At 54.0% G+C, this 22,654-nt stretch carries 33 protein-coding genes; all 33 read left to right on the top strand.

Features of this window, described 5'->3' with window-relative positions; all coding sequences use genetic code 11:
• The first annotated feature begins 19 nt into the window (after window positions 1-19).
• Window positions 20-4,219, top strand: a complete 4,200-nt coding sequence (gene rpoC, locus K3169_RS27415; RefSeq protein ID WP_027898298.1) for a DNA-directed RNA polymerase subunit beta' — start codon at window positions 20-22, stop codon at window positions 4,217-4,219.
• 204 nt (window positions 4,220-4,423) lie between these two features.
• Window positions 4,424-4,795 carry a 30S ribosomal protein S12 gene (rpsL, locus tag K3169_RS27410; RefSeq protein WP_002555494.1) on the top strand — a complete coding sequence of 124 codons (372 nt, stop codon included), beginning with the start codon at window positions 4,424-4,426 and terminating at the stop codon, window positions 4,793-4,795.
• Window positions 4,796-4,917: 122 nt separating this feature from the next.
• Complete coding sequence (gene rpsG, locus K3169_RS27405) at window positions 4,918-5,388, top strand: 30S ribosomal protein S7 (protein WP_002555493.1); 471 nt, start codon at window positions 4,918-4,920, stop codon at window positions 5,386-5,388.
• A gap of 30 nt (window positions 5,389-5,418) precedes the next feature.
• Window positions 5,419-7,521 (top strand): elongation factor G, encoded by a 2,103-nt coding sequence (gene fusA / locus K3169_RS27400; protein WP_027898299.1) that lies wholly within the window; start codon window positions 5,419-5,421, stop codon window positions 7,519-7,521.
• Between the two features lie 32 nt (window positions 7,522-7,553).
• Window positions 7,554-8,747 (top strand): elongation factor Tu, encoded by a 1,194-nt coding sequence (gene tuf, locus K3169_RS27395; protein ID WP_027898300.1) that lies wholly within the window; start codon window positions 7,554-7,556, stop codon window positions 8,745-8,747.
• Between the two features lie 140 nt (window positions 8,748-8,887).
• Window positions 8,888-9,199, top strand: coding sequence for a 30S ribosomal protein S10 (rpsJ, locus tag K3169_RS27390; protein WP_003186070.1), 312 nt, complete (start codon window positions 8,888-8,890; stop codon window positions 9,197-9,199).
• 81 nt (window positions 9,200-9,280) lie between these two features.
• Window positions 9,281-9,916: a 50S ribosomal protein L3 gene (gene rplC, locus K3169_RS27385; protein WP_027898301.1), complete on the top strand. Its 636-nt coding sequence runs from the start codon at window positions 9,281-9,283 to the stop codon at window positions 9,914-9,916.
• A gap of 12 nt (window positions 9,917-9,928) precedes the next feature.
• On the top strand, window positions 9,929-10,531 hold the full coding sequence (gene rplD / locus K3169_RS27380) for a 50S ribosomal protein L4 (RefSeq protein WP_020290705.1): 603 nt from the start codon (window positions 9,929-9,931) through the stop codon (window positions 10,529-10,531).
• On the top strand, window positions 10,528-10,827 hold the full coding sequence (rplW, locus tag K3169_RS27375; protein ID WP_002555488.1) for a 50S ribosomal protein L23: 300 nt from the start codon (window positions 10,528-10,530) through the stop codon (window positions 10,825-10,827). Before rplD ends, rplW begins: the two co-directional genes overlap by 4 nt.
• A 14-nt stretch (window positions 10,828-10,841) precedes the next feature.
• Entirely contained in the window at window positions 10,842-11,666 is an 825-nt protein-coding gene (gene rplB, locus K3169_RS27370) for a 50S ribosomal protein L2 (protein ID WP_003317104.1), read from the top strand.
• Between the two features lie 16 nt (window positions 11,667-11,682).
• A complete protein-coding gene (gene rpsS / locus K3169_RS27365) occupies window positions 11,683-11,958 on the top strand; it encodes a 30S ribosomal protein S19 (RefSeq protein WP_002555486.1) in 276 nt (91 codons plus the stop codon).
• A gap of 13 nt (window positions 11,959-11,971) precedes the next feature.
• Window positions 11,972-12,304 carry a 50S ribosomal protein L22 gene (rplV, locus tag K3169_RS27360; RefSeq protein ID WP_027898302.1) on the top strand — a complete coding sequence of 111 codons (333 nt, stop codon included), beginning with the start codon at window positions 11,972-11,974 and terminating at the stop codon, window positions 12,302-12,304.
• Between the two features lie 13 nt (window positions 12,305-12,317).
• The gene (rpsC, locus tag K3169_RS27355; RefSeq protein ID WP_003176422.1) at window positions 12,318-13,004 is read left to right on the top strand and encodes a 30S ribosomal protein S3; all 687 of its coding nucleotides are present in this window, start codon (window positions 12,318-12,320) and stop codon (window positions 13,002-13,004) included.
• Between the two features lie 12 nt (window positions 13,005-13,016).
• The gene (rplP, locus tag K3169_RS27350; RefSeq protein ID WP_027898303.1) at window positions 13,017-13,430 is read left to right on the top strand and encodes a 50S ribosomal protein L16; all 414 of its coding nucleotides are present in this window, start codon (window positions 13,017-13,019) and stop codon (window positions 13,428-13,430) included.
• The gene (gene rpmC / locus K3169_RS27345; RefSeq protein ID WP_002555481.1) at window positions 13,430-13,621 is read left to right on the top strand and encodes a 50S ribosomal protein L29; all 192 of its coding nucleotides are present in this window, start codon (window positions 13,430-13,432) and stop codon (window positions 13,619-13,621) included. Before rplP ends, rpmC begins: the two co-directional genes overlap by 1 nt.
• 2 nt (window positions 13,622-13,623) lie before the next feature.
• A complete protein-coding gene (gene rpsQ / locus K3169_RS27340; RefSeq protein WP_002555480.1) occupies window positions 13,624-13,890 on the top strand; it encodes a 30S ribosomal protein S17 in 267 nt (88 codons plus the stop codon).
• Window positions 13,891-13,913: 23 nt separating this feature from the next.
• Window positions 13,914-14,282: a 50S ribosomal protein L14 gene (rplN, locus tag K3169_RS27335; RefSeq protein ID WP_002555479.1), complete on the top strand. Its 369-nt coding sequence runs from the start codon at window positions 13,914-13,916 to the stop codon at window positions 14,280-14,282.
• An 11-nt stretch (window positions 14,283-14,293) separates the two neighbouring features.
• Window positions 14,294-14,608 carry a 50S ribosomal protein L24 gene (gene rplX, locus K3169_RS27330; RefSeq protein ID WP_002555478.1) on the top strand — a complete coding sequence of 105 codons (315 nt, stop codon included), beginning with the start codon at window positions 14,294-14,296 and terminating at the stop codon, window positions 14,606-14,608.
• A 20-nt stretch (window positions 14,609-14,628) separates the two neighbouring features.
• On the top strand, window positions 14,629-15,168 hold the full coding sequence (rplE, locus tag K3169_RS27325) for a 50S ribosomal protein L5 (RefSeq protein WP_004883677.1): 540 nt from the start codon (window positions 14,629-14,631) through the stop codon (window positions 15,166-15,168).
• Between the two features lie 13 nt (window positions 15,169-15,181).
• The gene (rpsN, locus tag K3169_RS27320; protein ID WP_027898304.1) at window positions 15,182-15,487 is read left to right on the top strand and encodes a 30S ribosomal protein S14; all 306 of its coding nucleotides are present in this window, start codon (window positions 15,182-15,184) and stop codon (window positions 15,485-15,487) included.
• A 213-nt stretch (window positions 15,488-15,700) separates the two neighbouring features.
• Window positions 15,701-16,093: a 30S ribosomal protein S8 gene (rpsH, locus tag K3169_RS27315; protein ID WP_027898305.1), complete on the top strand. Its 393-nt coding sequence runs from the start codon at window positions 15,701-15,703 to the stop codon at window positions 16,091-16,093.
• Between the two features lie 12 nt (window positions 16,094-16,105).
• Window positions 16,106-16,639 carry a 50S ribosomal protein L6 gene (gene rplF, locus K3169_RS27310; protein WP_027898306.1) on the top strand — a complete coding sequence of 178 codons (534 nt, stop codon included), beginning with the start codon at window positions 16,106-16,108 and terminating at the stop codon, window positions 16,637-16,639.
• Between the two features lie 10 nt (window positions 16,640-16,649).
• A complete protein-coding gene (rplR, locus tag K3169_RS27305; protein ID WP_027898307.1) occupies window positions 16,650-17,000 on the top strand; it encodes a 50S ribosomal protein L18 in 351 nt (116 codons plus the stop codon).
• A gap of 3 nt (window positions 17,001-17,003) precedes the next feature.
• The gene (rpsE, locus tag K3169_RS27300) at window positions 17,004-17,504 is read left to right on the top strand and encodes a 30S ribosomal protein S5 (protein WP_003186035.1); all 501 of its coding nucleotides are present in this window, start codon (window positions 17,004-17,006) and stop codon (window positions 17,502-17,504) included.
• A 2-nt stretch (window positions 17,505-17,506) separates the two neighbouring features.
• Window positions 17,507-17,683, top strand: a complete 177-nt coding sequence (gene rpmD / locus K3169_RS27295) for a 50S ribosomal protein L30 (RefSeq protein WP_003186033.1) — start codon at window positions 17,507-17,509, stop codon at window positions 17,681-17,683.
• A gap of 3 nt (window positions 17,684-17,686) precedes the next feature.
• Window positions 17,687-18,121, top strand: a complete 435-nt coding sequence (gene rplO, locus K3169_RS27290; protein ID WP_027898308.1) for a 50S ribosomal protein L15 — start codon at window positions 17,687-17,689, stop codon at window positions 18,119-18,121.
• Window positions 18,122-19,450: a preprotein translocase subunit SecY gene (gene secY, locus K3169_RS27285; RefSeq protein WP_027898309.1), complete on the top strand. Its 1,329-nt coding sequence runs from the start codon at window positions 18,122-18,124 to the stop codon at window positions 19,448-19,450. It begins immediately after the preceding gene.
• 28 nt (window positions 19,451-19,478) lie between these two features.
• Entirely contained in the window at window positions 19,479-19,595 is a 117-nt protein-coding gene (gene rpmJ / locus K3169_RS27280) for a 50S ribosomal protein L36 (protein ID WP_002555468.1), read from the top strand.
• Between the two features lie 130 nt (window positions 19,596-19,725).
• The gene (rpsM, locus tag K3169_RS27275) at window positions 19,726-20,082 is read left to right on the top strand and encodes a 30S ribosomal protein S13 (protein ID WP_027898310.1); all 357 of its coding nucleotides are present in this window, start codon (window positions 19,726-19,728) and stop codon (window positions 20,080-20,082) included.
• 30 nt (window positions 20,083-20,112) lie between these two features.
• On the top strand, window positions 20,113-20,502 hold the full coding sequence (rpsK, locus tag K3169_RS27270) for a 30S ribosomal protein S11 (RefSeq protein ID WP_002555466.1): 390 nt from the start codon (window positions 20,113-20,115) through the stop codon (window positions 20,500-20,502).
• An 18-nt stretch (window positions 20,503-20,520) separates the two neighbouring features.
• A complete protein-coding gene (rpsD, locus tag K3169_RS27265; RefSeq protein ID WP_025262045.1) occupies window positions 20,521-21,141 on the top strand; it encodes a 30S ribosomal protein S4 in 621 nt (206 codons plus the stop codon).
• A gap of 22 nt (window positions 21,142-21,163) precedes the next feature.
• The gene (locus K3169_RS27260) at window positions 21,164-22,165 is read left to right on the top strand and encodes a DNA-directed RNA polymerase subunit alpha (protein ID WP_003176403.1); all 1,002 of its coding nucleotides are present in this window, start codon (window positions 21,164-21,166) and stop codon (window positions 22,163-22,165) included.
• A gap of 42 nt (window positions 22,166-22,207) precedes the next feature.
• Entirely contained in the window at window positions 22,208-22,594 is a 387-nt protein-coding gene (gene rplQ / locus K3169_RS27255) for a 50S ribosomal protein L17 (protein ID WP_008145500.1), read from the top strand.
• The last annotated feature ends 60 nt before the right edge of the window (window positions 22,595-22,654 follow it).

Genomic DNA, 22,654 nt, shown 5'->3' with positions numbered 1-22,654 from the left:
TCCGCCAGGAGGAAAGGCCTTGAAAGACCTACTGAATTTGCTGAAAAACCAGGGTCAAGTCGAAGAGTTCGATGCAATCCGTATTGGATTGGCATCGCCTGAGATGATCCGTTCGTGGTCGTTCGGTGAAGTTAAAAAGCCGGAAACCATCAACTACCGTACGTTCAAACCTGAGCGTGACGGCTTGTTCTGCGCCAAGATTTTTGGTCCGGTCAAGGATTACGAGTGCCTGTGCGGTAAGTACAAGCGCCTGAAACACCGTGGTGTGATCTGCGAGAAGTGCGGCGTTGAAGTTGCACTGGCCAAGGTCCGTCGTGAGCGTATGGCTCACATCGAACTGGCATCGCCTGTTGCCCACATCTGGTTCCTGAAGTCGCTGCCGTCCCGTATCGGCTTGCTGATGGACATGACCCTGCGTGATATCGAACGTGTTCTCTATTTCGAGAGCTATGTCGTAATCGATCCAGGCATGACCACCCTTGAAAAAGGTCAGCTGCTGAATGATGAGCAGTACTTCGAAGCTCTGGAAGAGTTCGGTGATGACTTCGACGCCCGCATGGGTGCTGAAGCTGTTCGCGAGCTCCTGCACGCTATCGATCTTGAACACGAGATTGGTCGTCTGCGCGAAGAAATTCCGCAAACCAACTCCGAAACCAAGATCAAGAAGCTGTCCAAGCGTTTGAAGCTGATGGAAGCCTTCCAGGGTTCGGGCAACCTGCCTGAGTGGATGGTTTTGACCGTTCTGCCGGTTCTGCCGCCAGATCTGCGTCCATTGGTTCCGCTGGACGGCGGTCGCTTTGCGACTTCTGACCTCAACGATCTGTATCGTCGAGTGATCAACCGTAACAACCGTTTGAAGCGCCTGCTTGATCTGTCCGCTCCGGACATCATCGTGCGCAACGAAAAGCGTATGTTGCAGGAAGCTGTCGATGCTCTGCTCGACAACGGCCGTCGCGGTCGCGCCATTACTGGCTCGAACAAGCGTCCGCTGAAGTCCCTGGCTGACATGATCAAGGGTAAGCAGGGTCGTTTCCGTCAAAACTTGCTCGGTAAGCGTGTTGACTACTCGGGTCGTTCGGTAATTACCGTTGGTCCGACCCTGCGTCTGCACCAGTGCGGTCTGCCGAAGAAAATGGCTCTCGAGCTGTTCAAGCCTTTCATTTTCGGCAAGCTGGAAATGCGTGGCCTTGCCACGACTATCAAAGCTGCCAAGAAGATGGTTGAGCGCGAGCTGCCGGAAGTCTGGGACGTTCTCGCAGAAGTCATCCGCGAACACCCGGTGCTTCTGAACCGTGCGCCAACGCTTCACCGTCTGGGCATCCAGGCTTTTGAACCGGTACTGATCGAAGGTAAGGCTATTCAGCTGCACCCTCTGGTCTGTGCTGCGTACAACGCCGACTTCGACGGCGACCAGATGGCCGTACACGTACCGCTGACGCTGGAAGCCCAGCTTGAAGCGCGTGCGTTGATGATGTCGACCAACAACATTCTGTCGCCAGCTAACGGTGAGCCAATCATCGTTCCTTCGCAGGACGTTGTATTGGGTCTGTACTACATGACTCGTGAAGCGATCAACGCCAAAGGCGAAGGTCGTGTGTTCGCGGATCTGCAGGAAGTTGACCGCGTATTCCGTGCCGGCGAAGCCGCGCTGCATGCCAAGGTTAAAGTCCGGATCCACGAAACGATCAATGATCGTGATGGTGGCAGCGTCAAGAACACCCGTATTGTCGACACCACTGTCGGCCGTGCGCTGCTGTTCCAGGTGGTTCCGGCCGGCCTGTCTTATGACGTGGTCAACCAGCCAATGAAGAAAAAGGCGATCTCCAAGCTGATCAACCAGTGCTACCGCGTGGTTGGTCTGAAAGAGACCGTTATCTTCGCTGACCAGTTGATGTATACCGGTTTTGCCTACTCGACTATTTCGGGTGTTTCCATTGGTGTTAACGACTTCGTTATCCCTGATGAGAAAGCTCGCATCATCGACGCAGCTACCGAAGAAGTTAAAGAGATCGAAAGTCAGTACGCCTCGGGCCTGGTAACTCAGGGCGAGAAGTACAACAAGGTAATCGACCTTTGGTCCAAGGCGAACGACGAAGTCTCGAAAGCGATGATGTCGAACCTGTCCAAAGAGCGCGTTATTGACCGTCACGGCGTCGAAGTTGATCAGGAATCCTTCAACTCGATGTACATGATGGCTGACTCCGGTGCACGGGGTTCGGCTGCACAGATTCGTCAGTTGGCGGGTATGCGTGGTCTGATGGCTAAGCCGGACGGCTCGATTATCGAGACGCCGATCACCGCGAACTTCCGTGAAGGTTTGAGCGTACTTCAGTACTTCATCTCGACTCACGGTGCTCGTAAGGGTCTTGCGGATACCGCCTTGAAGACAGCTAACTCCGGTTACCTGACTCGTCGTCTGGTTGACGTTGCCCAGGATCTGGTTGTTACCGAAGTCGACTGCGGTACCGAACACGGTCTGCTGATGACTCCACACATTGAAGGCGGCGACGTTGTTGAGCCATTGGGTGAGCGCGTACTGGGTCGAGTAATCGCCCGTGACGTATTCAAGCCTGGCACCGATGAAGTCATCGTGCCTGCCGGTACGCTGGTAGACGAGAAGTGGGTTGAGTTCATCGAGCTGAACAGCATCGACGAAGTAATCGTTCGTTCGCCGATCAGCTGTGAAACCCGTTACGGCATCTGCGCCAAGTGCTACGGCCGTGATCTGGCTCGTGGTCACCAGGTAAACATCGGTGAAGCGGTCGGCGTTATTGCTGCCCAGTCCATCGGTGAGCCGGGTACCCAGCTGACCATGCGTACATTCCACATCGGTGGTGCGGCAAGCCGGACCTCTGCTGCTGACAGCGTTCAGGTGAAAAATGGCGGTACAGTCCGTCTGCACAACCTGAAGCACGTTGAGCGAGTAGACGGCCACCTGGTAGCTGTGTCCCGTTCGGGCGAGCTGGCCATCGCTGATGACTACGGTCGTGAGCGTGAGCGTTACAAACTGCCTTACGGTGCAGTGATTTCGGTGAAGGAAGGCGACAAGGTCGACGCAGGTTCGATCGTGGCCAAGTGGGATCCGCACACTCACCCAATCGTCACCGAAATGAAAGGTACCGTGACCTACGTGGGCATGGAAGAGGGCATCACGATCAAGCGTCAGACAGACGAATTGACCGGTATGACCAACATTGAAGTTCTGGATGCCAAAGACCGTCCGGCAGCGGGCAAAGATATTCGCCCGGCTGTGAAAATGGTTGGTGTTGATGGCAAGGATCTGTTGCTTCCAGGTACTGACGTTCCTGCTCAGTACTTCCTGCCAGCTAACGCACTCGTTGGTGTGGCGGATGGTGTGCAGGTTGCGATCGGTGATGTTATCGCTCGTATCCCGCAGGAAACTTCGAAAACTCGAGACATCACCGGTGGTCTGCCGCGTGTTGCCGACTTGTTCGAAGCTCGTCGTCCGAAAGAGGCGTCGATCCTTGCAGAAGTCAGCGGTACCATTGCGTTCGGTAAGGAAACCAAAGGCAAGCGTCGTCTGGTTATTACCCCGAACGATGGTAGCGATCCGTACGAAGAGCTGATTCCGAAGTGGCGCCACCTGAACGTCTTCGAAGGCGAACAGGTTAACCGCGGCGAAGTTATCTCCGACGGTCCTAGCGATCCACACGACATCCTGCGTCTGCTGGGTGTAAGTGCGCTGGCCAAGTACATCGTTAACGAGATCCAGGACGTTTACCGTCTGCAGGGCGTGAAGATCAACGATAAGCACATCGAGACCATTCTGCGTCAGATGTTGCGTAAAGTTGAAATCTCCGAGTCTGGCGATTCCACCTTCATCAAAGGTGATCAGATGGAGCTGACTCACGTACTGGTCGAGAACGAGCGTCTGAACGCGGAAGAGAAATTCGTTTCCAAGTTCACCCGTGTACTGCTTGGTATCACCAAGGCTTCGTTGTCCACTGAGTCGTTCATCTCCGCGGCGTCTTTCCAAGAGACAACCCGTGTACTGACCGAAGCAGCAGTAACAGGCAAGCGCGATTATCTGCGCGGTCTGAAGGAAAACGTGGTTGTGGGTCGTTTGATCCCGGCTGGTACAGGTCTGGCTTATCACAGCGAGCGCAAGCGTCGCCGTGAAGTCGACAAACCGTTGCGTGTGAGCGCTAGCGAAGTCGAAGCAGCATTGACTGAAGCGTTGAACTCAAGCGGTAACTAAAAAAGAGTAAGGCCTCGGCCTCCAATCTCATCAAGTGGCAGGTAAATTCTGTCGCTTGACGAGAAAGGACGTCGGGGCTTTGTCTTGACTGGGGACAGGATCCTCTTTAGACTCTTGTACCCCTAAATTTGGCGGGACTCGCGTCCTGCCATTTTGCTTTTCTTGCAAGACAATAGCGTCGCAAGACAACAGTGGAGCTAGTAGATGGCAACTATCAACCAGCTGGTACGTCAGCCGCGTAAGCGTATCGTCGAGAAATCCGACGTACCTGCGCTGCAGAACTGCCCGCAACGTCGTGGCGTATGCACTCGTGTGTATACCACCACGCCGAAAAAACCTAACTCGGCACTGCGTAAAGTATGCCGCGTGCGCCTGACCAACGGTTTCGAGGTTTCCTCGTACATCGGTGGTGAAGGTCACAACCTGCAAGAGCACAGCGTGGTACTGATTCGTGGCGGTCGTGTAAAAGACTTGCCAGGTGTTCGTTATCACACCGTTCGCGGTTCTTTGGATACTTCCGGCGTTAAAGGTCGTAACCAGGGTCGTTCGAAGTACGGTACCAAGAAGCCTAAGTAGTATTTGGCTTCCTGTGACAAATTGCAGATTTCTATTTTTCTGAGTCGATAAGAGTAAGGTCGGGCGCACTCCAGAGTGAGTGGTGGTCCCGAGCTACCTGAAGACCGTTTGAGGGCTTATCCATGCCAAGAAGACGCGTAGCAGCCAAGCGCGAAGTGCTTGACGATCCAAAATACGGAAGCCAAATTCTGGCCAAGTTCATGAACCACGTGATGGAAAGCGGCAAAAAAGCCGTTGCCGAGCGTATCGTTTATGGCGCGCTGGAAAAGGTTAAAGAACGCAAGAACAGCGATCCCCTGGAAATCTTCGAGAAAGCTCTCGACGCCATCGCTCCGCTGGTCGAAGTGAAGTCGCGCCGTGTAGGCGGTGCTACTTACCAGGTTCCGGTCGAAGTTCGTCCGTCCCGTCGTAATGCATTGGCAATGCGCTGGCTGGTAGACTTCGCGCGCAAGCGCGGTGAGAAGTCTATGGCTCTGCGTTTGGCTGGCGAACTGCTGGACGCCGCTGAAGGTAAAGGTGCTGCAGTTAAGAAGCGTGAAGACGTGCATCGTATGGCTGAAGCTAACAAAGCTTTCTCGCACTACCGCTTCTAATTTCAGCGTCACTAATTTTGCGAGGGCTTTATGGCTCGTACTACTCCGATTAACCGCTACCGTAACATCGGTATCGTTGCTCACGTGGATGCTGGTAAAACCACCACCACCGAGCGCGTCCTTTTTTACACTGGCGTAAACCACAAAATGGGCGAGGTGCATGATGGCGCCGCGACCATGGACTGGATGGTGCAAGAGCAGGAGCGGGGTATTACCATTACTTCCGCTGCTACGACGGCATTCTGGGCTGGCTCCGTCAAGCAGTTCGAAAAACATCGCTTCAACATCATCGATACCCCGGGTCACGTTGACTTCACTATTGAAGTAGAGCGCTCTCTGCGCGTACTCGATGGCGCGGTCGTTGTGTTCTGCGGTACTTCGGGTGTTGAGCCTCAGTCGGAAACCGTATGGCGTCAAGCCAACAAATACGGCGTTCCACGTCTTGTTTATGTGAACAAGATGGACCGTGCTGGTGCGAACTTCCTGCGCGTGATCGGTCAGATCAAACAGCGTCTGGGTCACACTCCGGTGCCAATCCAGTTGGCTATCGGCTCTGAAGACAATTTCCAGGGTCAGATCGATCTGATGACCATGGAAGCTGTTTACTGGGATGACGCTGACAAGGGCATGGCCCCTCGTCGCGAAGCTATCCCGGCTGAGCTGCAAGAGCTGGCTGACGAGTGGCGCAGCAACATGGTTGAGGCTGCCGCTGAAGCCAACGAAGAGCTGATGAACAAATACCTCGAAGGTGAAGAGCTCACCATCGCGGAAATCGAAGGCGCTTTGCGTCAGCGTACTATCGCTGGCGAAATCGTTCTGGCAGTTTGCGGTTCTTCCTTCAAGAACAAGGGTGTTCCCCTGGTTCTCGACGCAGTGATCAAGTACCTGCCTGCGCCTGTAGACATTCCTGCCATCAAGGGTTCCGACCCGGATGACGAGACTGTTGAAATGGAGCGTCACGCAGACGACAACGAGCCGTTCTCGGCTCTGGCGTTCAAGATCGCTACTGACCCATTCGTGGGTACTTTGACCTTTGCTCGTGTTTATTCGGGCGTGTTGAGCTCCGGCGACGGCGTGATCAACTCGGTTAAAGGCAAGAAAGAGCGTGTTGGTCGTATGGTGCAAATGCACGCGAACACACGTGAAGAGATCAAAGAAGTTCGCGCTGGTGACATCGCGGCTCTGATCGGCATGAAGGACGTCACCACTGGTGATACCCTCTGCTCGGCTGACAAGCCAATCATTCTGGTTCGTATGGACTTCCCGGAGCCGGTTATTTCGGTTGCCGTTGAGCCTAAGACCAAGGATGACCAGGAAAAAATGGGTATCGCTCTGGGCAAACTTGCTCAGGAAGACCCGTCTTTCCGCGTAAAAACTGATGAAGAGACTGGTCAAACGATCATCTCTGGCATGGGCGAGTTGCACTTGGACATCCTGGTTGACCGGATGCGCCGTGAGTTCAACGTTGAAGCCAACATCGGTAAACCACAGGTTTCCTATCGTGAGAAAATCACGAAGGCTTGTGAGATCGAAGGCAAGTTCGTTCGTCAGTCCGGCGGTCGTGGTCAGTTCGGCCATTGCTGGATCCGTTTTGCTCCTGCTGACGAAGGTCAGGAAGGTCTGCAATTCGTAAACGAAGTAGTGGGTGGTGTTGTTCCTAAGGAATACATCCCTGCTATCCAGAAGGGTATCGAAGAGCAGATGAAGAACGGTGTTGTTGCCGGCTATCCGCTGATCGGCCTGAAGGCTACCGTTTTCGATGGTTCTTACCACGACGTCGACTCCAACGAGATGGCGTTTAAGGTGGCAGCCTCCATGGCGACCAAGCAACTGGCTACCAAAGGTGGCGGTGTTGTACTTGAGCCGATCATGAAGGTTGAAGTTGTTACACCTGAGGACTACATGGGCGACGTGATGGGTGACCTGAACCGTCGTCGCGGTCTGATCCAGGGTATGGAAGATACGGTTTCTGGCAAAGTGATTCGCGCCGAAGTACCGTTGGGTGAGATGTTCGGTTATGCGACCGACGTTCGCTCCATGTCTCAGGGTCGCGCGAGCTACTCCATGGAATTCTCCAAATACTCCGAAGCTCCGTCGAATGTCGTCGAAGCTATCGTTAAAAAACAAGGCTGATTTCAGCCCCTTTAGGCTAGGAGTTCACTGTCGTGGCTAAAGAAAAATTTGAACGTAACAAACCGCACGTCAACGTTGGCACCATCGGTCACGTTGACCACGGTAAAACCACTCTGACTGCTGCTCTGACTCGCGTTTGCTCCGAAGTTTTCGGTTCGGCTAAAGTCGATTTCGATAAAATCGACAGCGCGCCAGAAGAAAAAGCACGTGGTATCACCATCAACACCGCTCACGTTGAATACGATTCGGCCGTTCGCCACTACGCGCACGTTGACTGCCCAGGTCACGCCGACTACGTAAAAAACATGATCACTGGTGCTGCTCAGATGGACGGCGCTATCCTGGTTTGTTCGGCTGCTGACGGCCCGATGCCTCAGACTCGCGAGCACATCCTGCTGTCCCGTCAGGTTGGCGTTCCGTACATCGTTGTCTTCCTGAACAAGGCTGACATGGTTGACGACGCAGAGCTGCTGGAACTGGTTGAGATGGAAGTGCGCGATCTGCTGAGCACTTACGACTTCCCGGGCGACGACACCCCGATCATCATCGGTTCTGCTCTGATGGCTCTGAACGGCCAAGACGACAACGAGATGGGCACCACTGCCGTCAAGAAACTGGTTGAGACTCTGGACAGCTACATCCCAGAACCAGTTCGTGCTATCGACAAGCCGTTCCTGATGCCAATCGAAGACGTATTCTCGATCTCGGGTCGCGGTACTGTTGTTACTGGTCGTGTTGAGCGTGGTATCGTCAAAATCCAGGAAGAAGTAGAGATCGTGGGTCTGCGTGACACCACTAAAACTACTTGCACTGGCGTTGAGATGTTCCGCAAGCTGCTTGACGAAGGTCGTGCTGGTGAGAACTGTGGCGTTCTGCTGCGTGGCACCAAGCGTGACGACGTTGAGCGTGGTCAGGTTCTGGTTAAGCCAGGCACTGTTAAGCCGCACACTCAGTTCGAAGCTGAAATCTACGTTCTGAGCAAAGAAGAAGGCGGTCGTCACACTCCTTTCTTCAAAGGCTACCGTCCACAGTTCTACTTCCGTACTACCGACGTAACTGGTAGCTGCGAACTGCCGGAAGGCGTTGAGATGGTTATGCCAGGTGATAACGTGAAAGTTAGCGTTACCCTGATCAAGCCAATCGCAATGGAAGATGGTCTGCGTTTCGCAATTCGTGAAGGCGGTCGTACCGTCGGCGCTGGCGTCGTAGCCAAAATCATCGCGTAAGCAATGATTTGAAAAAAAGCCTCCGCTTGCGGGGGCTTTTTTTATTGGGTTGACACCCCGTTACCTCGTCTATAGAATTGCGCCTCCTTTTAACGGGCGTATTGCGCTCGGTGGGAACAGCAATCTGGAGTCTGAATCCAATGCAAAACCAGCAAATCCGTATCAGGTTGAAGGCTTTTGACCATCGCCTGATCGACCAATCCACCCAGGAAATCGTGGAAACCGCGAAGCGTACTGGTGCTCAGGTGCGTGGTCCAATCCCACTGCCGACACGTAAAGAGCGGTTCACCGTTCTGGTTTCCCCGCACGTCAACAAAGACGCGCGCGACCAGTACGAGATCCGTACTCATAAACGCGTTCTGGATATCGTCCAGCCAACGGATAAAACCGTTGACGCGCTTATGAAGCTTGATCTTGCAGCCGGTGTGGAAGTGCAGATCAGCCTCGGCTAAGACTTGGGTCTTAGTCGTGTAACGCTCTGAAATGGGCGGCCATAGCGGGTGAAAGCCCCGTACACTCATGAGGTTTACAACATGACTATTGGTGTAGTCGGTCGTAAATGCGGTATGACCCGTATTTTCACCGAAGAAGGTGTCTCCATTCCGGTTACGGTCATTGAGATCGAGCCGAATCGCGTCACCCAGTTCAAAACTGAAGAGACCGATGGCTATCGTGCAGTGCAAGTCACTGTAGGCGAGCGTCGTGCTTCGCGTGTTACAGCTGCTCAAGCTGGCCACTTCGCTAAAGCGAACGTTGCCGCTGGTCGTGCCGTCATGGAATTCCGTCTTGAAGAAGGCGAGTACCAAGCAGGCGACCTGATCAACGCTGAAATCTTCGCTGCTGGTCAACTGGTTGATGTAACCGGTCAGTCCAAGGGTAAAGGCTTCCAGGGTACGATCAAGCGTTGGAATTTCCGCGGGCAAGATAACACCCACGGTAACTCCGTATCCCACCGCGTCCCAGGCTCTATCGGCCAGTGCCAGACTCCTGGTCGTGTATTCAAGGGCAAAAAAATGTCCGGTCATATGGGCGCTGAGCGCGTGACCGTGCAGTCCCTGGAAGTAGTGCGCGTGGACGCTGAACGCAATCTGTTGTTGGTCAAGGGCGCTGTTCCTGGCGCTACTGGCGGCAACCTGGTTGTACGTCCAGCAGCCAAGGCTCGCGGTTAAGGGGAAGCTGACATGCAATTAAATGTAAATGACGCTCAAGCAATCGAAGTTTCCGAACTGACATTTGGCGGCGAGTTCAACGAGACACTGGTTCACCAGGCAGTCGTAGCCTACATGGCTGGCGGTCGTCAGGGCACCAAGCAGCAAAAGACCCGTTCCGATGTTCGTGGTGGCGGTAAGCGTCCATGGCGTCAGAAGGGTACTGGCCGTGCTCGTGCCGGTACTATCCGTAGCCCAATCTGGCGTGGCGGCGGTACCACTTTCGCAGCACGTCCTCAGGACCACTCTCAGAAGCTCAACAAGAAGATGTATCGCGCAGCTTTGCGCTCCATCCTTGCTGAACTGGTTCGTACTGATCGTCTGGTCGTGGTTCAGGACTTCGCTGTTGAAGCACCGAAAACCAAAGATCTGCTGAACAAGCTGACTGGCATGGGCCTGACTGACGTCCTGATCGTGTCTGATGCTGTTGACCAGAATCTGTACCTGGCTGCTCGCAACCTGCCGCACGTAGATGTACGTGACGTACAAGGTTCCGATCCAGTTAGTCTGATCGCATACGACAAAGTGTTGATCACTGTGTCGGCCGTGAAGAAATTCGAGGAGCTGCTGGGATGAACCAGGAACGCGTATTTAAAGTTCTGCTTGGCCCGCATGTTTCCGAAAAGGCTACGGTTCTCGCAGATAAAAAAGGTCAGTTCGTTTTCAAGGTTGCTACTGACGCAACCAAGCTGGAAATCAAGAAGGCCGTCGAAAGCCTGTTCAGCGTGAAAGTAGAGCGTGTTACTACCCTGAATGTTCTGGGTAAGAGCAAGCGCACTGCTCGCGGTCTGGGCAAGCGTAATGACTGGAAGAAGGCAGTTATCTCCCTTCAGCCAGGCCAAGATCTCGATTTCAGCAGCAGTGCTGAGTAAGGAAGGGGTGCATCATGGCAATCGTTAAATGCAAACCGACTTCCCCTGGCCGCCGTTTTGTGGTCAAGGTGGTCAACCAGGAGCTGCATAAAGGCGCTCCTCACGCACCGCTGCTCGAGAAAAAATCGAAGTCTGGTGGTCGTAACAACAATGGCCGTATTACTACCCGTCATATCGGTGGTGGTCATAAGCAGCATTATCGTCTGGTCGATTTCCGTCGCAACGACAAAGATGGCATCGCTGCCACTGTCGAGCGTATCGAATACGATCCAAACCGTACTGCTCACATCGCATTGCTGCTTTACGCAGACGGCGAGCGTCGCTACATCATCGCCCCTAAAGGCGTGAGTGCTGGCGATCAGCTGATTGCAGGCGCTTTGGCTCCAATCAAACCGGGCAACGCTCTTCAACTGCGTAACATTCCAGTTGGTAGCACCGTTCACGGTATCGAATTGAAGCCAGGTAAAGGTGCACAGATCGCTCGTTCCGCTGGTGCTTCGGCTCAGCTGATCGCTCGTGAAGGTGTCTACGTGACCCTGCGTCTGCGTTCCGGTGAAATGCGTAAAGTGCTTTCCGAGTGCCGTGCAACGCTGGGCGAAGTCTCGAACTCCGAGCACAGCCTGCGTTCCTTGGGTAAAGCTGGTGCTAAGCGCTGGCGTGGCGTTCGCCCAACCGTTCGTGGTGTTGCCATGAACCCGGTTGATCACCCACATGGTGGTGGTGAAGGTCGTACCTCTGGTGGTCGTCATCCGGTATCGCCGTGGGGCTTCCCGACTAAGGGCGCGAAGACTCGTGGTAATAAGCGTACCGACAAAATGATCGTCCGTCGTCGCAAGTAAATAGAGGGATACGACAGTGCCACGTTCTCTGAAAAAAGGTCCTTTTATTGATCTTCACCTACTGAAGAAGATCGAAGTGGCGGCGGAAAAGAACGATCGCAAACCGGTGAAAACCTGGTCGCGTCGTTCGATGATCCTGCCACAAATGGTCGGTCTGACCATTGCTGTGCATAACGGTCGCCAACATGTTCCAGTTCTCGTGAACGAAGACATGGTCGGCCATAAACTAGGCGAGTTTGCCGGTACCCGCACTTATCGTGGGCACGTGGCAGACAAGAAAGCCAAGCGTTAAGGGGTAAGGAACGATGGAAGTAGCCGCTAAGTTGTCGGGCGCTCGAATCTCCGCCCAGAAAACCCGCTTGGTCGCCGACCAGATCCGCGGGAAGAAGGTGGGCGAAGCGCTCAACCTGTTGGCTTTCAGCAACAAGAAAGCTGCCGAGATCCTGAAGAAAGTGCTGGAGTCGGCTGTAGCCAACGCCGAGCATAACGAAGGCGCAGACGTTGATGACCTCCGGGTCTCCACCGTTTTCGTCAACGAAGGGCGTTCGCTGAAGCGCATCATGCCACGTGCCAAAGGCCGTGCTGATCGCATCGTCAAGCGGTCTTGCCATATCACTGTCAAGGTTGCTGACAAGTAACGGAGTCGAAGAGATGGGTCAGAAAGTACATCCCATTGGCATTCGCCTGGGAATCGTCAAGGAGCACACCTCCGTCTGGTACGCAGACGGTCGGACTTATGCGGACTATTTGTTCGCTGATCTGAAAGTGCGTGAGTATCTCCAAGACAAATTAAAAAGCGCGTCCGTAAGCCGTATCGATATCCATCGTCCGGCTCAGACAGCACGTATCACCATCCACACTGCTCGTCCTGGTATCGTTATCGGGAAGAAAGGTGAAGATGTTGAGAAACTGCGTCAGGACCTGACCAAGCAAATGGGTGTGCCTGTGCACATCAATATCGAAGAAATCCGCAAGCCGGAGCTCGACGGTATGTTGGTTGCGCAGAGCGTAGCTCAGCAGCTGGAGCGTCGCGTTATGTTCCGTCGCGCTATGAAGCGCGCTGTACAGAACGCCATGCGCATTGGTGCCAAAGGCATCAAAATCCAAGTGAGCGGTCGTCTCGGCGGTGCTGAAATCGCACGTACTGAATGGTATCGCGAAGGTCGTGTGCCTTTGCACACCCTGCGTGCCGACATCGACTATGCCAACTACGAAGCTCACACCACTTACGGTGTGATCGGTGTAAAGGTTTGGATCTTCAAAGGCGAAGTAATTGGTGGTCGCCAAGAAGAACTGAAACCACAAGCACCTGCGCCTCGTAAAAAAGCTGCTAAGTAAGGGGTACGCCAAATGTTGCAACCAAAGCGTACGAAGTTCCGCAAGCAGATGACTGGCCACAACCGTGGCTTGGCATTGCGCGGTAGCAAAGTCAGCTTCGGCGAATATGCGCTGAAGTCTGTTGCTCGTGGTCGTCTCACTGCCCGTCAGATTGAGTCAGCGCGTCGTGCTCTGACCCGTCACGTTAAACGTGGCGGTAAAATCTGGATCCGTGTATTCCCGGACAAGCCTGTAACCAAAAAGCCCCTCGAAGTTCGTATGGGTAAAGGTAAGGGTAACGTGGAGTACTGGGTTGCCCAGATTCAGCCAGGCAAAGTCCTGTATGAAATCGAGGGTGTTTCTGAAGAGCTGGCGCGTGAGGCTTTCGCCCTGGCTGCTGCAAAGCTGCCGCTCGCCACCTCCTTTGTTAAACGGACGGTGATGTGATGAAAGCGAATGAACTTCGTGAAAAATCAGCACAGCAGCTGAACGAGCAACTGCTCGGCCTGCTGCGCGACCAGTTCAATCTGCGTATGCAGAAAGCAACTGGCCAGTTGGGGCAGTCTCACCTGCTCTCGCAAGTTAAGCGTGACATCGCTCGCGTGAAGACTGTGCTCAACCAGCAGGCAGGTAAGTAATCATGGCTGAAGCCGAAAAAACCGTCCGTACGCTGACTGGCCGTGTTGTCAGCGACAAGATGGACAAGACCATCACCGTTCTGATCGAGCGTCGCGTTAAGCACCCGATCTACGGTAAATATGTTAAGCGTTCGACTAAGCTGCACGCGCACGACGAAACCAATCAATGCCACATCGGCGACAAAGTCACGATTCGTGAAACTCGTCCTGTAGCCAAGACCAAGTCTTGGGCACTGGTTGATATTCTCGAACGCGCTGTGGAAGTCTAAGGACTAGGGGTCGGAGAAATTATATGATTCAGACTCAATCCATGCTCGATGTGGCCGATAACAGCGGCGCACGCCGCGTTATGTGCATCAAGGTGCTGGGTGGCTCCCATCGTCGTTACGCTGGTATCGGTGACATCATCAAAGTTACCGTCAAGGAAGCAATTCCTCGCGGTAAGGTGAAGAAAGGCCAAGTGATGACTGCTGTTGTAGTCCGCACTCGCCATGGCGTTCGTCGTGCTGACGGCTCCATCATCCGCTTTGATGGCAACGCTGCTGTTCTTTTGAACAACAAGCAAGAGCCGATCGGCACCCGTATCTTTGGGCCAGTGACCCGTGAACTTCGTACTGAGAAGTTCATGAAGATCGTCTCGCTCGCCCCAGAAGTGCTGTAAGGAGATCCGACATGCAAAAGATTCGTCGTGACGACGAGATCATCGTGATCGCCGGCAAAGACAAAGGTAAGCGCGGTAAGGTGCTCAAGGTTCTCGCTGACGACCGTCTGGTCGTTGGTGGGATCAACCTGGTAAAGCGTCATACCAAGCCAAACCCGATGTCGGGCGTACAGGGCGGTATCGTCGAGAAAGAAGCGCCACTGCACGCTTCTAACGTCGCTATTTTCAATGGCGCAACCAACAAGGCTGACCGCGTTGGTTTCAAAGTTGAAGATGGCAAGAAAATTCGTGTCTTCAAGTCGACCCAAAAAGCGGTTGATGCTTGAACACTGCTAGGTAGAAGACCATGGCACGACTAAAAGAGATTTACCGGAAGGAAATCGCTCCGAAGCTTAAGGAAGAACTTAAGCTCGCGAACGTGATGGAAGTTCCGCGCGTTACCAAAATCACCCTGAACATGGGTCTGGGCGAAGCGATCGGCGACAAAAAAGTCATCGAGCACGCTGTTGCTGACCTGGAAAAGATCACCGGTCAAAAAGTCGTTGTGACTTACGCTCGGAAATCCATCGCTGGCTTTAAAGTCCGTGAAGGTTGGCCGATCGGCGTCAAAGTGACTCTGCGCCGCGATCGTATGTATGAATTCCTGGATCGTCTGCTTTCGATCTCCCTGCCTCGGGTTCGCGACTTCCGCGGCCTGAATGCCAAGTCCTTCGATGGTCGTGGTAACTACAGCATGGGCGTAAAAGAGCAGATCATTTTCCCGGAAATCGATTACGACAAGATCGATGCTCTCCGCGGTCTGGACATTACCCTGACCACCACTGCCAAGAACGATGACGAAGGCCGCGCTCTGCTGCGTGCTTTCAAATTCCCGTTCCGCAACTGATTGGAGTAGGAAAATGGCCAAGAAGAGCATGAAGAACCGTGAGCTGAAGCGTCAGCTCACCGTTGCCAAGTACGCCACCAAGCGTGCAGCGCTCAAAGCAATCATCGTTGATCTGAACGCAAGTCCAGAAGCGCGTTGGGAAGCTACCGTAGCTCTGCAGAAGCAGCCACGTGACGCAAGCGCTTCGCGCATGCGTAACCGCTGCCGCATCACTGGTCGTCCGCACGGCGTTTACCGCAAGTTCGGCCTTGGCCGTAACAAGCTGCGTGAAGCTGCAATGCGTGGTGATGTGCCAGGTCTGGTTAAAGCCAGCTGGTAATACGCCTTTCACGCGAAGTTCCGGCTTATCGTGCAAGCGATTGGTCGGAATCAAGCCTGAATTTGAATCAAGCCCCTATTGGGGCTTGATTCATTTCCGGGGTACGCCTAGAATTGCCGGCTCGCCTGAGCCCGTGTTTTTCATTTGCCCGGAATTCTCGGCGATAAGCTGTAGCCGCAAGGCTAATTATTTTGTATTAGGAGCGTCTAGCCCATGAGTATGCAGGACCCGTTAGCGGACATGCTAACTCGTATCCGTAATGCCCAGATGGCTGAAAAGCCCGTCGTAAGCATGCCATCTTCCACTGTGAAGGTTGCTGTAGCCAAAGTCCTGAAAGACGAAGGTTACATTGCGGGTTATCAGATCAGCAGCGAAACAAAACCGCTGTTGTCTATCGAGCTGAAGTACTTCGAAGGCCGTCCAGTCATCGAAGAAGTGAAGCGCGTAAGCCGTCCAGGCCTGCGTCAGTACAAGTCCGTCGATGATCTGCCAAAAGTTCGTGGCGGTCTCGGTGTGTCTATCGTCTCCACCAGCAAAGGTGTGATGACGGATCGTGCTGCGCGCGCTGCCGGTGTCGGCGGCGAAGTGCTTTGCACAGTGTTCTAAGGGGGGATAAGCATGTCACGCGTAGCTAAGAACCCCGTTAAGTTGCCAGCAGGCGTCGAAGTTAAACTCGTCGGCCAGCAGCTTTCGGTGAAGGGCGCCAAAGGCACTCTAGATCTGAACATCCATTCGTCCGTTGAGATTGTTGAAGAAGCTGGTGAGCTGCGTTTCGCTGCTCGCAATGGCGATCAACAGACTCGCGCAATGGCCGGCACCACTCGTGCACTGGTTAACAACATGGTCCAGGGCGTAAGCCAAGGCTTCGAGCGTAAGCTCCAGCTGGTCGGTGTTGGTTACAAAGCGCAAGCAAAAGGCACAGTGCTGAACCTGGCTCTTGGCTTCTCGCACCCAGTGGATTACGACCTGCCGGAAGGCATCACCGCTGAGACTCCCAACCAGACCGATATCTTCATCCGAGGTATCGACAAGCAGTTGGTTGGTCAAGTGGCCGCTGAGATCCGCGACTTCCGCCGTCCTGAGCCGTACAAAGGCAAAGGTGTGCGTTACGCAGACGAAGTCGTCCGCCGTAAAGAAGCCAAGAAGAAGTAGGGCATAGCAAATGACCGTCAAAAAAGTTACCCGACTGCGTCGCGCTCGCAAAGCACGCCTGAAAATGCACGAGCTAGAAGTCGTGCGTCTCTGCGTGCACCGCTCTTCGCAGCACATTTATGCCCAGGTCATTTCGGCCGACGGCAGCAAAGTCCTGGCGAGCGCCTCGACTTTGGACAAAGAACTGCGTGATGGTGCCACTGGCAACATCGACGCGGCCACTAAGGTTGGCCAGCTGGTTGCTGAGCGTGCGAAAGCCGCCGGCGTATCACAAGTGGCTTTCGACCGTTCTGGCTTCAAGTACCACGGCCGCGTCAAGGCGCTGGCTGATGCTGCTCGTGAAGGCGGGCTGGAGTTCTAAGTTATGTCAAATAACGACCAAAAACGCGACGAAGGCTACATTGAGAAGCTGGTTCAAGTTAACCGCGTTGCAAAGACTGTAAAAGGCGGCCGTATCTTCACTTTCACCGCGTTGACCGTGGTTGGTGATGGTAAAGGGCGTGTTGGTTTTGGCCGTGGCAAGTCACGTGAAGTGCCTGCTGCGATCCAGAAGGCGATGGAAGCTGCTCGCCGCAACATGATCCAGGTTGATCTGAATGGCACTACTCTGCAGTACGCAATGAAGTCTGCCCATGGCGCTTCGAAGGTGTACATGCAGCCTGCCTCTGAAGGTACCGGTATCATCGCTGGCGGCGCTATGCGCGCAGTGTTGGAAGTTGCTGGTGTTCAGAACGTATTGGCCAAGTGCTACGGCTCGACTAACCCTGTAAACGTGGTTCACGCCACTTTCAAGGGTTTGAAAGCTATGCAATCTCCTGAGTCTATTGCTGCCAAGCGCGGCAAAAGTGTCAAGGAGATCTTCTGATCATGGCTACCGTTAAAGTAACGCTGATCAAAAGCATGACCGGTCGCATTCCTAACCACAAACTGTGTGTTAAAGGTCTGGGTCTGCGTCGCATCGGTCACACTGTAGAAGTGCTGGATACTCCTGAGAATCGCGGGATGATCAACAAGGCTTACTACATGCTGCGAGTCGAGGGTTAATCGATGAAACTCAATGATCTGAGTCCAGCGCCGGGTTCCCGTCGCGAAAAGCATCGTCCGGGCCGTGGTATCGGTAGTGGTTTGGGTAAGACTGGTGGCCGTGGCCACAAAGGTCAAACCTCCCGCTCCGGTGGCACTATTGCTCCGGGCTTTGAAGGCGGCCAACAGCCGCTGCATCGTCGCCTGCCAAAATTCGGCTTCGTTTCCCTGAAGGCCATGGATCGCGCAGAAGTGCGTTTGTCCGAGCTGGCTAAAGTGGAAGGCGACGTTGTAACTGTGCAGTCCCTGAAGGATGCCAACGTGATCAACCAAAACGTACAGCGTGTGAAAATCATGCTGTCCGGCGAAGTTAATCGCGCTGTCACCATCAAAGGTATCGCAGCCACCAAAGGTGCGCGTGCGGCTATCGAAGCAGCTGGCGGCAAGTTCGAGGAATAAATGGCTAAGCAAGGTGCTCTCTCTGCGCTCGGCAAAGGCGGTATGTCTGAACTCTGGGCTCGTCTGCGTTTTCTGTTCCTGGCGATTATCGTCTACCGAATAGGCGCACACATCCCGGTTCCAGGTATTAACCCGGAGCGACTCGCAGACCTGTTTCGACAGAATGAGGGGACCATTCTTAGCTTGTTCAACATGTTTTCCGGCGGTGCGCTGGAGCGGATGAGTATTTTTGCACTGGGGATCATGCCGTACATTTCGGCATCGATCATCATGCAATTGATGACAGCCGTCAGCCCACAGCTGGAGCAGTTGAAGAAGGAAGGGGAAGCTGGCCGTCGCAAGATCAGCCAGTACACCCGCTACGGCACCGTTGTCCTGGCCTTGGTTCAAGCTATCGGCATGTCCGTTGGTCTGGCCGGTCAGGGCGTCGCGTTCTCTGCAGACATAGGCTTCCACTTCGTTGCTGTCACCACCTTTGTGGCTGGTGCGATGTTCATGATGTGGCTAGGCGAGCAGATTACCGAGCGCGGTGTTGGTAACGGTATCTCGATGTTGATCTTCGCAGGTATCGTCGCCGGTCTTCCGAGAGCAATCGGGCAGTCTTTCGAGTCTGCTCGCATGGGTGACATCAATATCTTCGCCCTGGTTGCTATCGGTTTGCTGGCAGTAGCGATTATCGGTTTCGTGGTGTTCATTGAGCGTGGTCAGCGTCGTATTGCTGTTCACTACGCCAAGCGTCAGCAGGGCCGTAAGGTTTTTGCTGCGCAGACTAGCCACTTGCCGCTGAAAGTGAACATGGCTGGCGTTATTCCGGCTATTTTCGCGAGCAGCATTTTGCTGTTTCCGGCGTCGTTGGGTGCCTGGTTTGGTCAGTCTGAAGGTATGGGCTGGTTGCAGGACATCTCGCAGTCGATCGCTCCTGGTCAGCCGTTGAATATTCTGCTGTTTAGTGCAGGGATTATTTTCTTCTGCTTCTTCTATACGGCGTTGATGTTCAATCCGAAAGACGTAGCGGAAAACCTGAAGAAGTCCGGTGCCTTTATTCCGGGTATCCGTCCAGGTGAGCAGTCTGCGCGCTATATTGATGGCGTTCTGACCCGCTTGACCATGTTCGGTGCTCTATATATGACGGCCGTCTGCTTGTTGCCCCAGTTCCTGGTGGTTGCAGCAAACGTACCGTTCTACCTTGGCGGGACCTCGTTGCTGATCGTGGTAGTGGTTGTGATGGACTTCATGTCCCAAGTACAATCGCACCTCGTTTCGCACCAGTACGAATCCCTGATGAAGAAAGCCAACCTGAAGGGCTACGGCAGCGGCATGTTGCGCTGATGTACCCATAAGGTTCGAGGAGCTGGTAATGAAAGTTCGTGCATCGGTGAAAAAGCTGTGCCGCAACTGCAAGATTATTCGCCGCGAAGGTGTTGTTCGAGTAATTTGCAGCGCGGAACCACGTCACAAACAGCGCCAAGGCTGAGTGTGATCTGTGCTTAAGCCCAGCAGCTAGTGCGCTGCTGGGTTGATTATTTGTTATTACAGCGATATTATCTCGCGCCCTATTTCTTGGCTTCCGGGGCGTAGGTAGCTGTCAATTGGAGTCCCACTGAATGGCCCGTATTGCAGGCGTTAACATTCCAGATAACAAGCATACTGTTATCTCGCTGACCTACATCTATGGTGTTGGTCGCACCACTGCACACAAGATCTGTGCAACCACTGGGGTTAACCCAGCGGCAAAGATCAAAGATCTGAGCGACGAGCAGATTGAACTACTGCGTGGCGAAGTGGCGAAGTTCACCACTGAAGGTGACCTGCGTCGCGAAATCAACATGAAAATCAAGCGCTTGATGGACTTGGGCTGCTACCGCGGTCTGCGCCATCGTCGTGGTCTTCCAGTACGCGGTCAGCGTACCAAGACTAACGCGCGTACTCGCAAAGGTCCGCGTAAGCCGATCCGCAAGTAATCGCATTAGCGCAACGACAGGAATTTAGTCATGGCAAAACCTGCTGCTCGTCCTCGTAAAAAAGTTAAAAAGACGGTGGTTGATGGCATCGCCCACATCCACGCTTCTTTTAACAACACAATCGTCACCATCACCGATCGTCAAGGTAACGCGCTGTCCTGGGCTACCTCCGGCGGTTCGGGTTTCCGCGGTTCTCGCAAGTCCACGCCGTTCGCTGCTCAAGTAGCTGCTGAACGTGCTGGTCAAGCTGCGCTGGAATATGGTCTGAAGAACCTCGACGTTAACGTCAAAGGTCCAGGTCCAGGTCGTGAGTCTGCTGTCCGTGCATTGAACGGCTGTGGCTATAAGATCGCCAGCATCACCGACGTGACGCCAATCCCGCACAACGGGTGCCGTCCGCCGAAGAAGCGCCGCGTGTAATCCAGGAGACTGTAGAAAATGGCTCGTTACATTGGTCCAAAATGCAAACTTGCTCGTCGTGAAGGCACCGATCTCTTTCTGAAGAGCGGCGTTCGCGCGATCGAATCCAAGTGCAACATCGAAGCAGCTCCAGGTATCCACGGCCAGCGCCGTGGCCGTCAGTCCGACTACGGCACCCAGCTGCGTGAGAAACAAAAAGTTCGTCGTATCTATGGCGTACTCGAGCGTCAATTCAGCGGTTACTACAAAGAAGCTGCCGGCAAGAAAGGCGCTACTGGTGAGAACCTGCTGCAACTGCTCGAATGCCGTCTGGATAACGTTGTATACCGTATGGGCTTCGGCTCGACTCGTGCTGAATCCCGTCAATTGGTTTCGCACAAGTCGATCAGCGTGAACGGCAAAACCGTAAACGTTCCGTCGTATCAGGTTCGTGCCGGTGACGTGGTTGCTATCCGCGAGAAAGCCAAGAACCAACTGCGCATCGTCCAGGCTCTCGATCTGTGTGCCCAACGTGGCCGCGTAGAATGGGTAGAAGTAGACACTGAGAAGAAATCGGGCGTTTTCAAGAACGTTCCAGCTCGCAGTGATCTGTCCGCCGACATCAACGAAAGCCTGATTGTCGAGCTCTACTCCAAGTAAGGGCTAGAAAATAGGTGCATCCATGCAGATTTCGGTAAATGAGTTCCTGACACCCCGCCACATTGATGTGCAGGTTGTCAGTCCAACCCGCGCCAAGATTACTCTCGAGCCTCTCGAGCGTGGTTTTGGCCATACCCTGGGCAACGCGCTGCGCCGCATCCTGTTGTCCTCCATGCCCGGCTGTGCAGTAGTCGAGGCCGAGATTGACGGTGTACTTCATGAGTACAGCGCCATCGAAGGTGTACAGGAAGATGTAATTGAAATCCTGTTGAACCTTAAAGGTCTGGCTATCAAGCTGCACGGTCGAGACGAAGTTACGCTGACCTTGTCGAAGAAGGGTTCGGGGGTGGTTACCGCTGCCGATATTCAGCTGGATCATGATGTCGAGATCGTTAACCCCGATCACGTAATCGCTAACCTGGCGTCTAACGGCGCCCTGAACATGAAGCTCACCGTAGCTCGTGGTCGTGGTTATGAACCGGCAGACTCGCGTCAGAGCGATGAAGATGAAAGCCGCAGCATTGGTCGCTTGCAGCTTGACTCTTCGTTCAGCCCGGTTCGCCGTATCGCATACGTGGTGGAAAACGCCCGTGTCGAGCAGCGTACTAACCTGGACAAGCTGGTTATTGATCTGGAAACCAACGGTACTCTGGATCCTGAAGAGGCTATCCGCCGCGCTGCAACCATTCTGCAACAGCAGTTGGCTGCGTTCGTCGACCTCAAAGGTGACAGTGAGCCAGTGGTAATCGAACAGGAAGACGAGATCGATCCGATCCTGCTCCGTCCGGTTGACGATTTGGAATTGACTGTACGTTCGGCCAACTGCCTCAAGGCGGAGAACATTTACTACATCGGCGACCTGATTCAGCGCACCGAAGTAGAACTGTTGAAGACTCCAAACCTTGGCAAGAAATCCTTGACTGAGATCAAGGACGTCCTGGCCTCCCGTGGTCTGTCCCTCGGCATGCGCCTCGACAACTGGCCGCCGGCAAGTCTTAAGAAGGACGACAAGGCGACTGCCTGATCGTCGTAATCACCGAACGTTGTGTTTGGTAAGGAATGAACCATGCGTCATCGTAAAAGTGGTCGTCACCTGAGCCGGACTAGCTCCCACCGTAAGGCCATGTTTCAAAACATGGCGGTGTCGCTGTTCGAGCACGAGCTGATCAAAACTACATTGCCGAAAGCTAAAGAACTGCGTCGCGTTGCTGAGCCGCTGATCACTTTGGCTAAAACAGACAGTCTGGCTAACCGCCGTCTGGCTTTCGACCGTACTCGTTCGAAAGCAATCGTTGGTAAGCTGTTCAACGATCTGGGCAAGCGTTATGCAACCCGCGAGGGTGGCTATCTGCGCATCCTGAAGTGCGGTTTCCGCACTGGCGACAACGCGCCAATGGCGTATGTCGAGCTGGTTGATCGTCCTGCTGGCGGCGAAGCTGTATCCGCTGAGTAAGACGTCAGTCTGAAACGAAGAACCGGGCCTAGTGCCCGGTTTTTTGTTTTCAGGATTCGG

It is taken from the genome of Pseudomonas phytophila, from assembly GCF_025643095.1.
Classification (GTDB): domain Bacteria; phylum Pseudomonadota; class Gammaproteobacteria; order Pseudomonadales; family Pseudomonadaceae; genus Aquipseudomonas; species Aquipseudomonas quasicaspiana.
The sequence above is the reverse complement of the archived record's forward strand: the minus strand, read 5'-3'. Positions and strand labels throughout refer to the sequence as shown.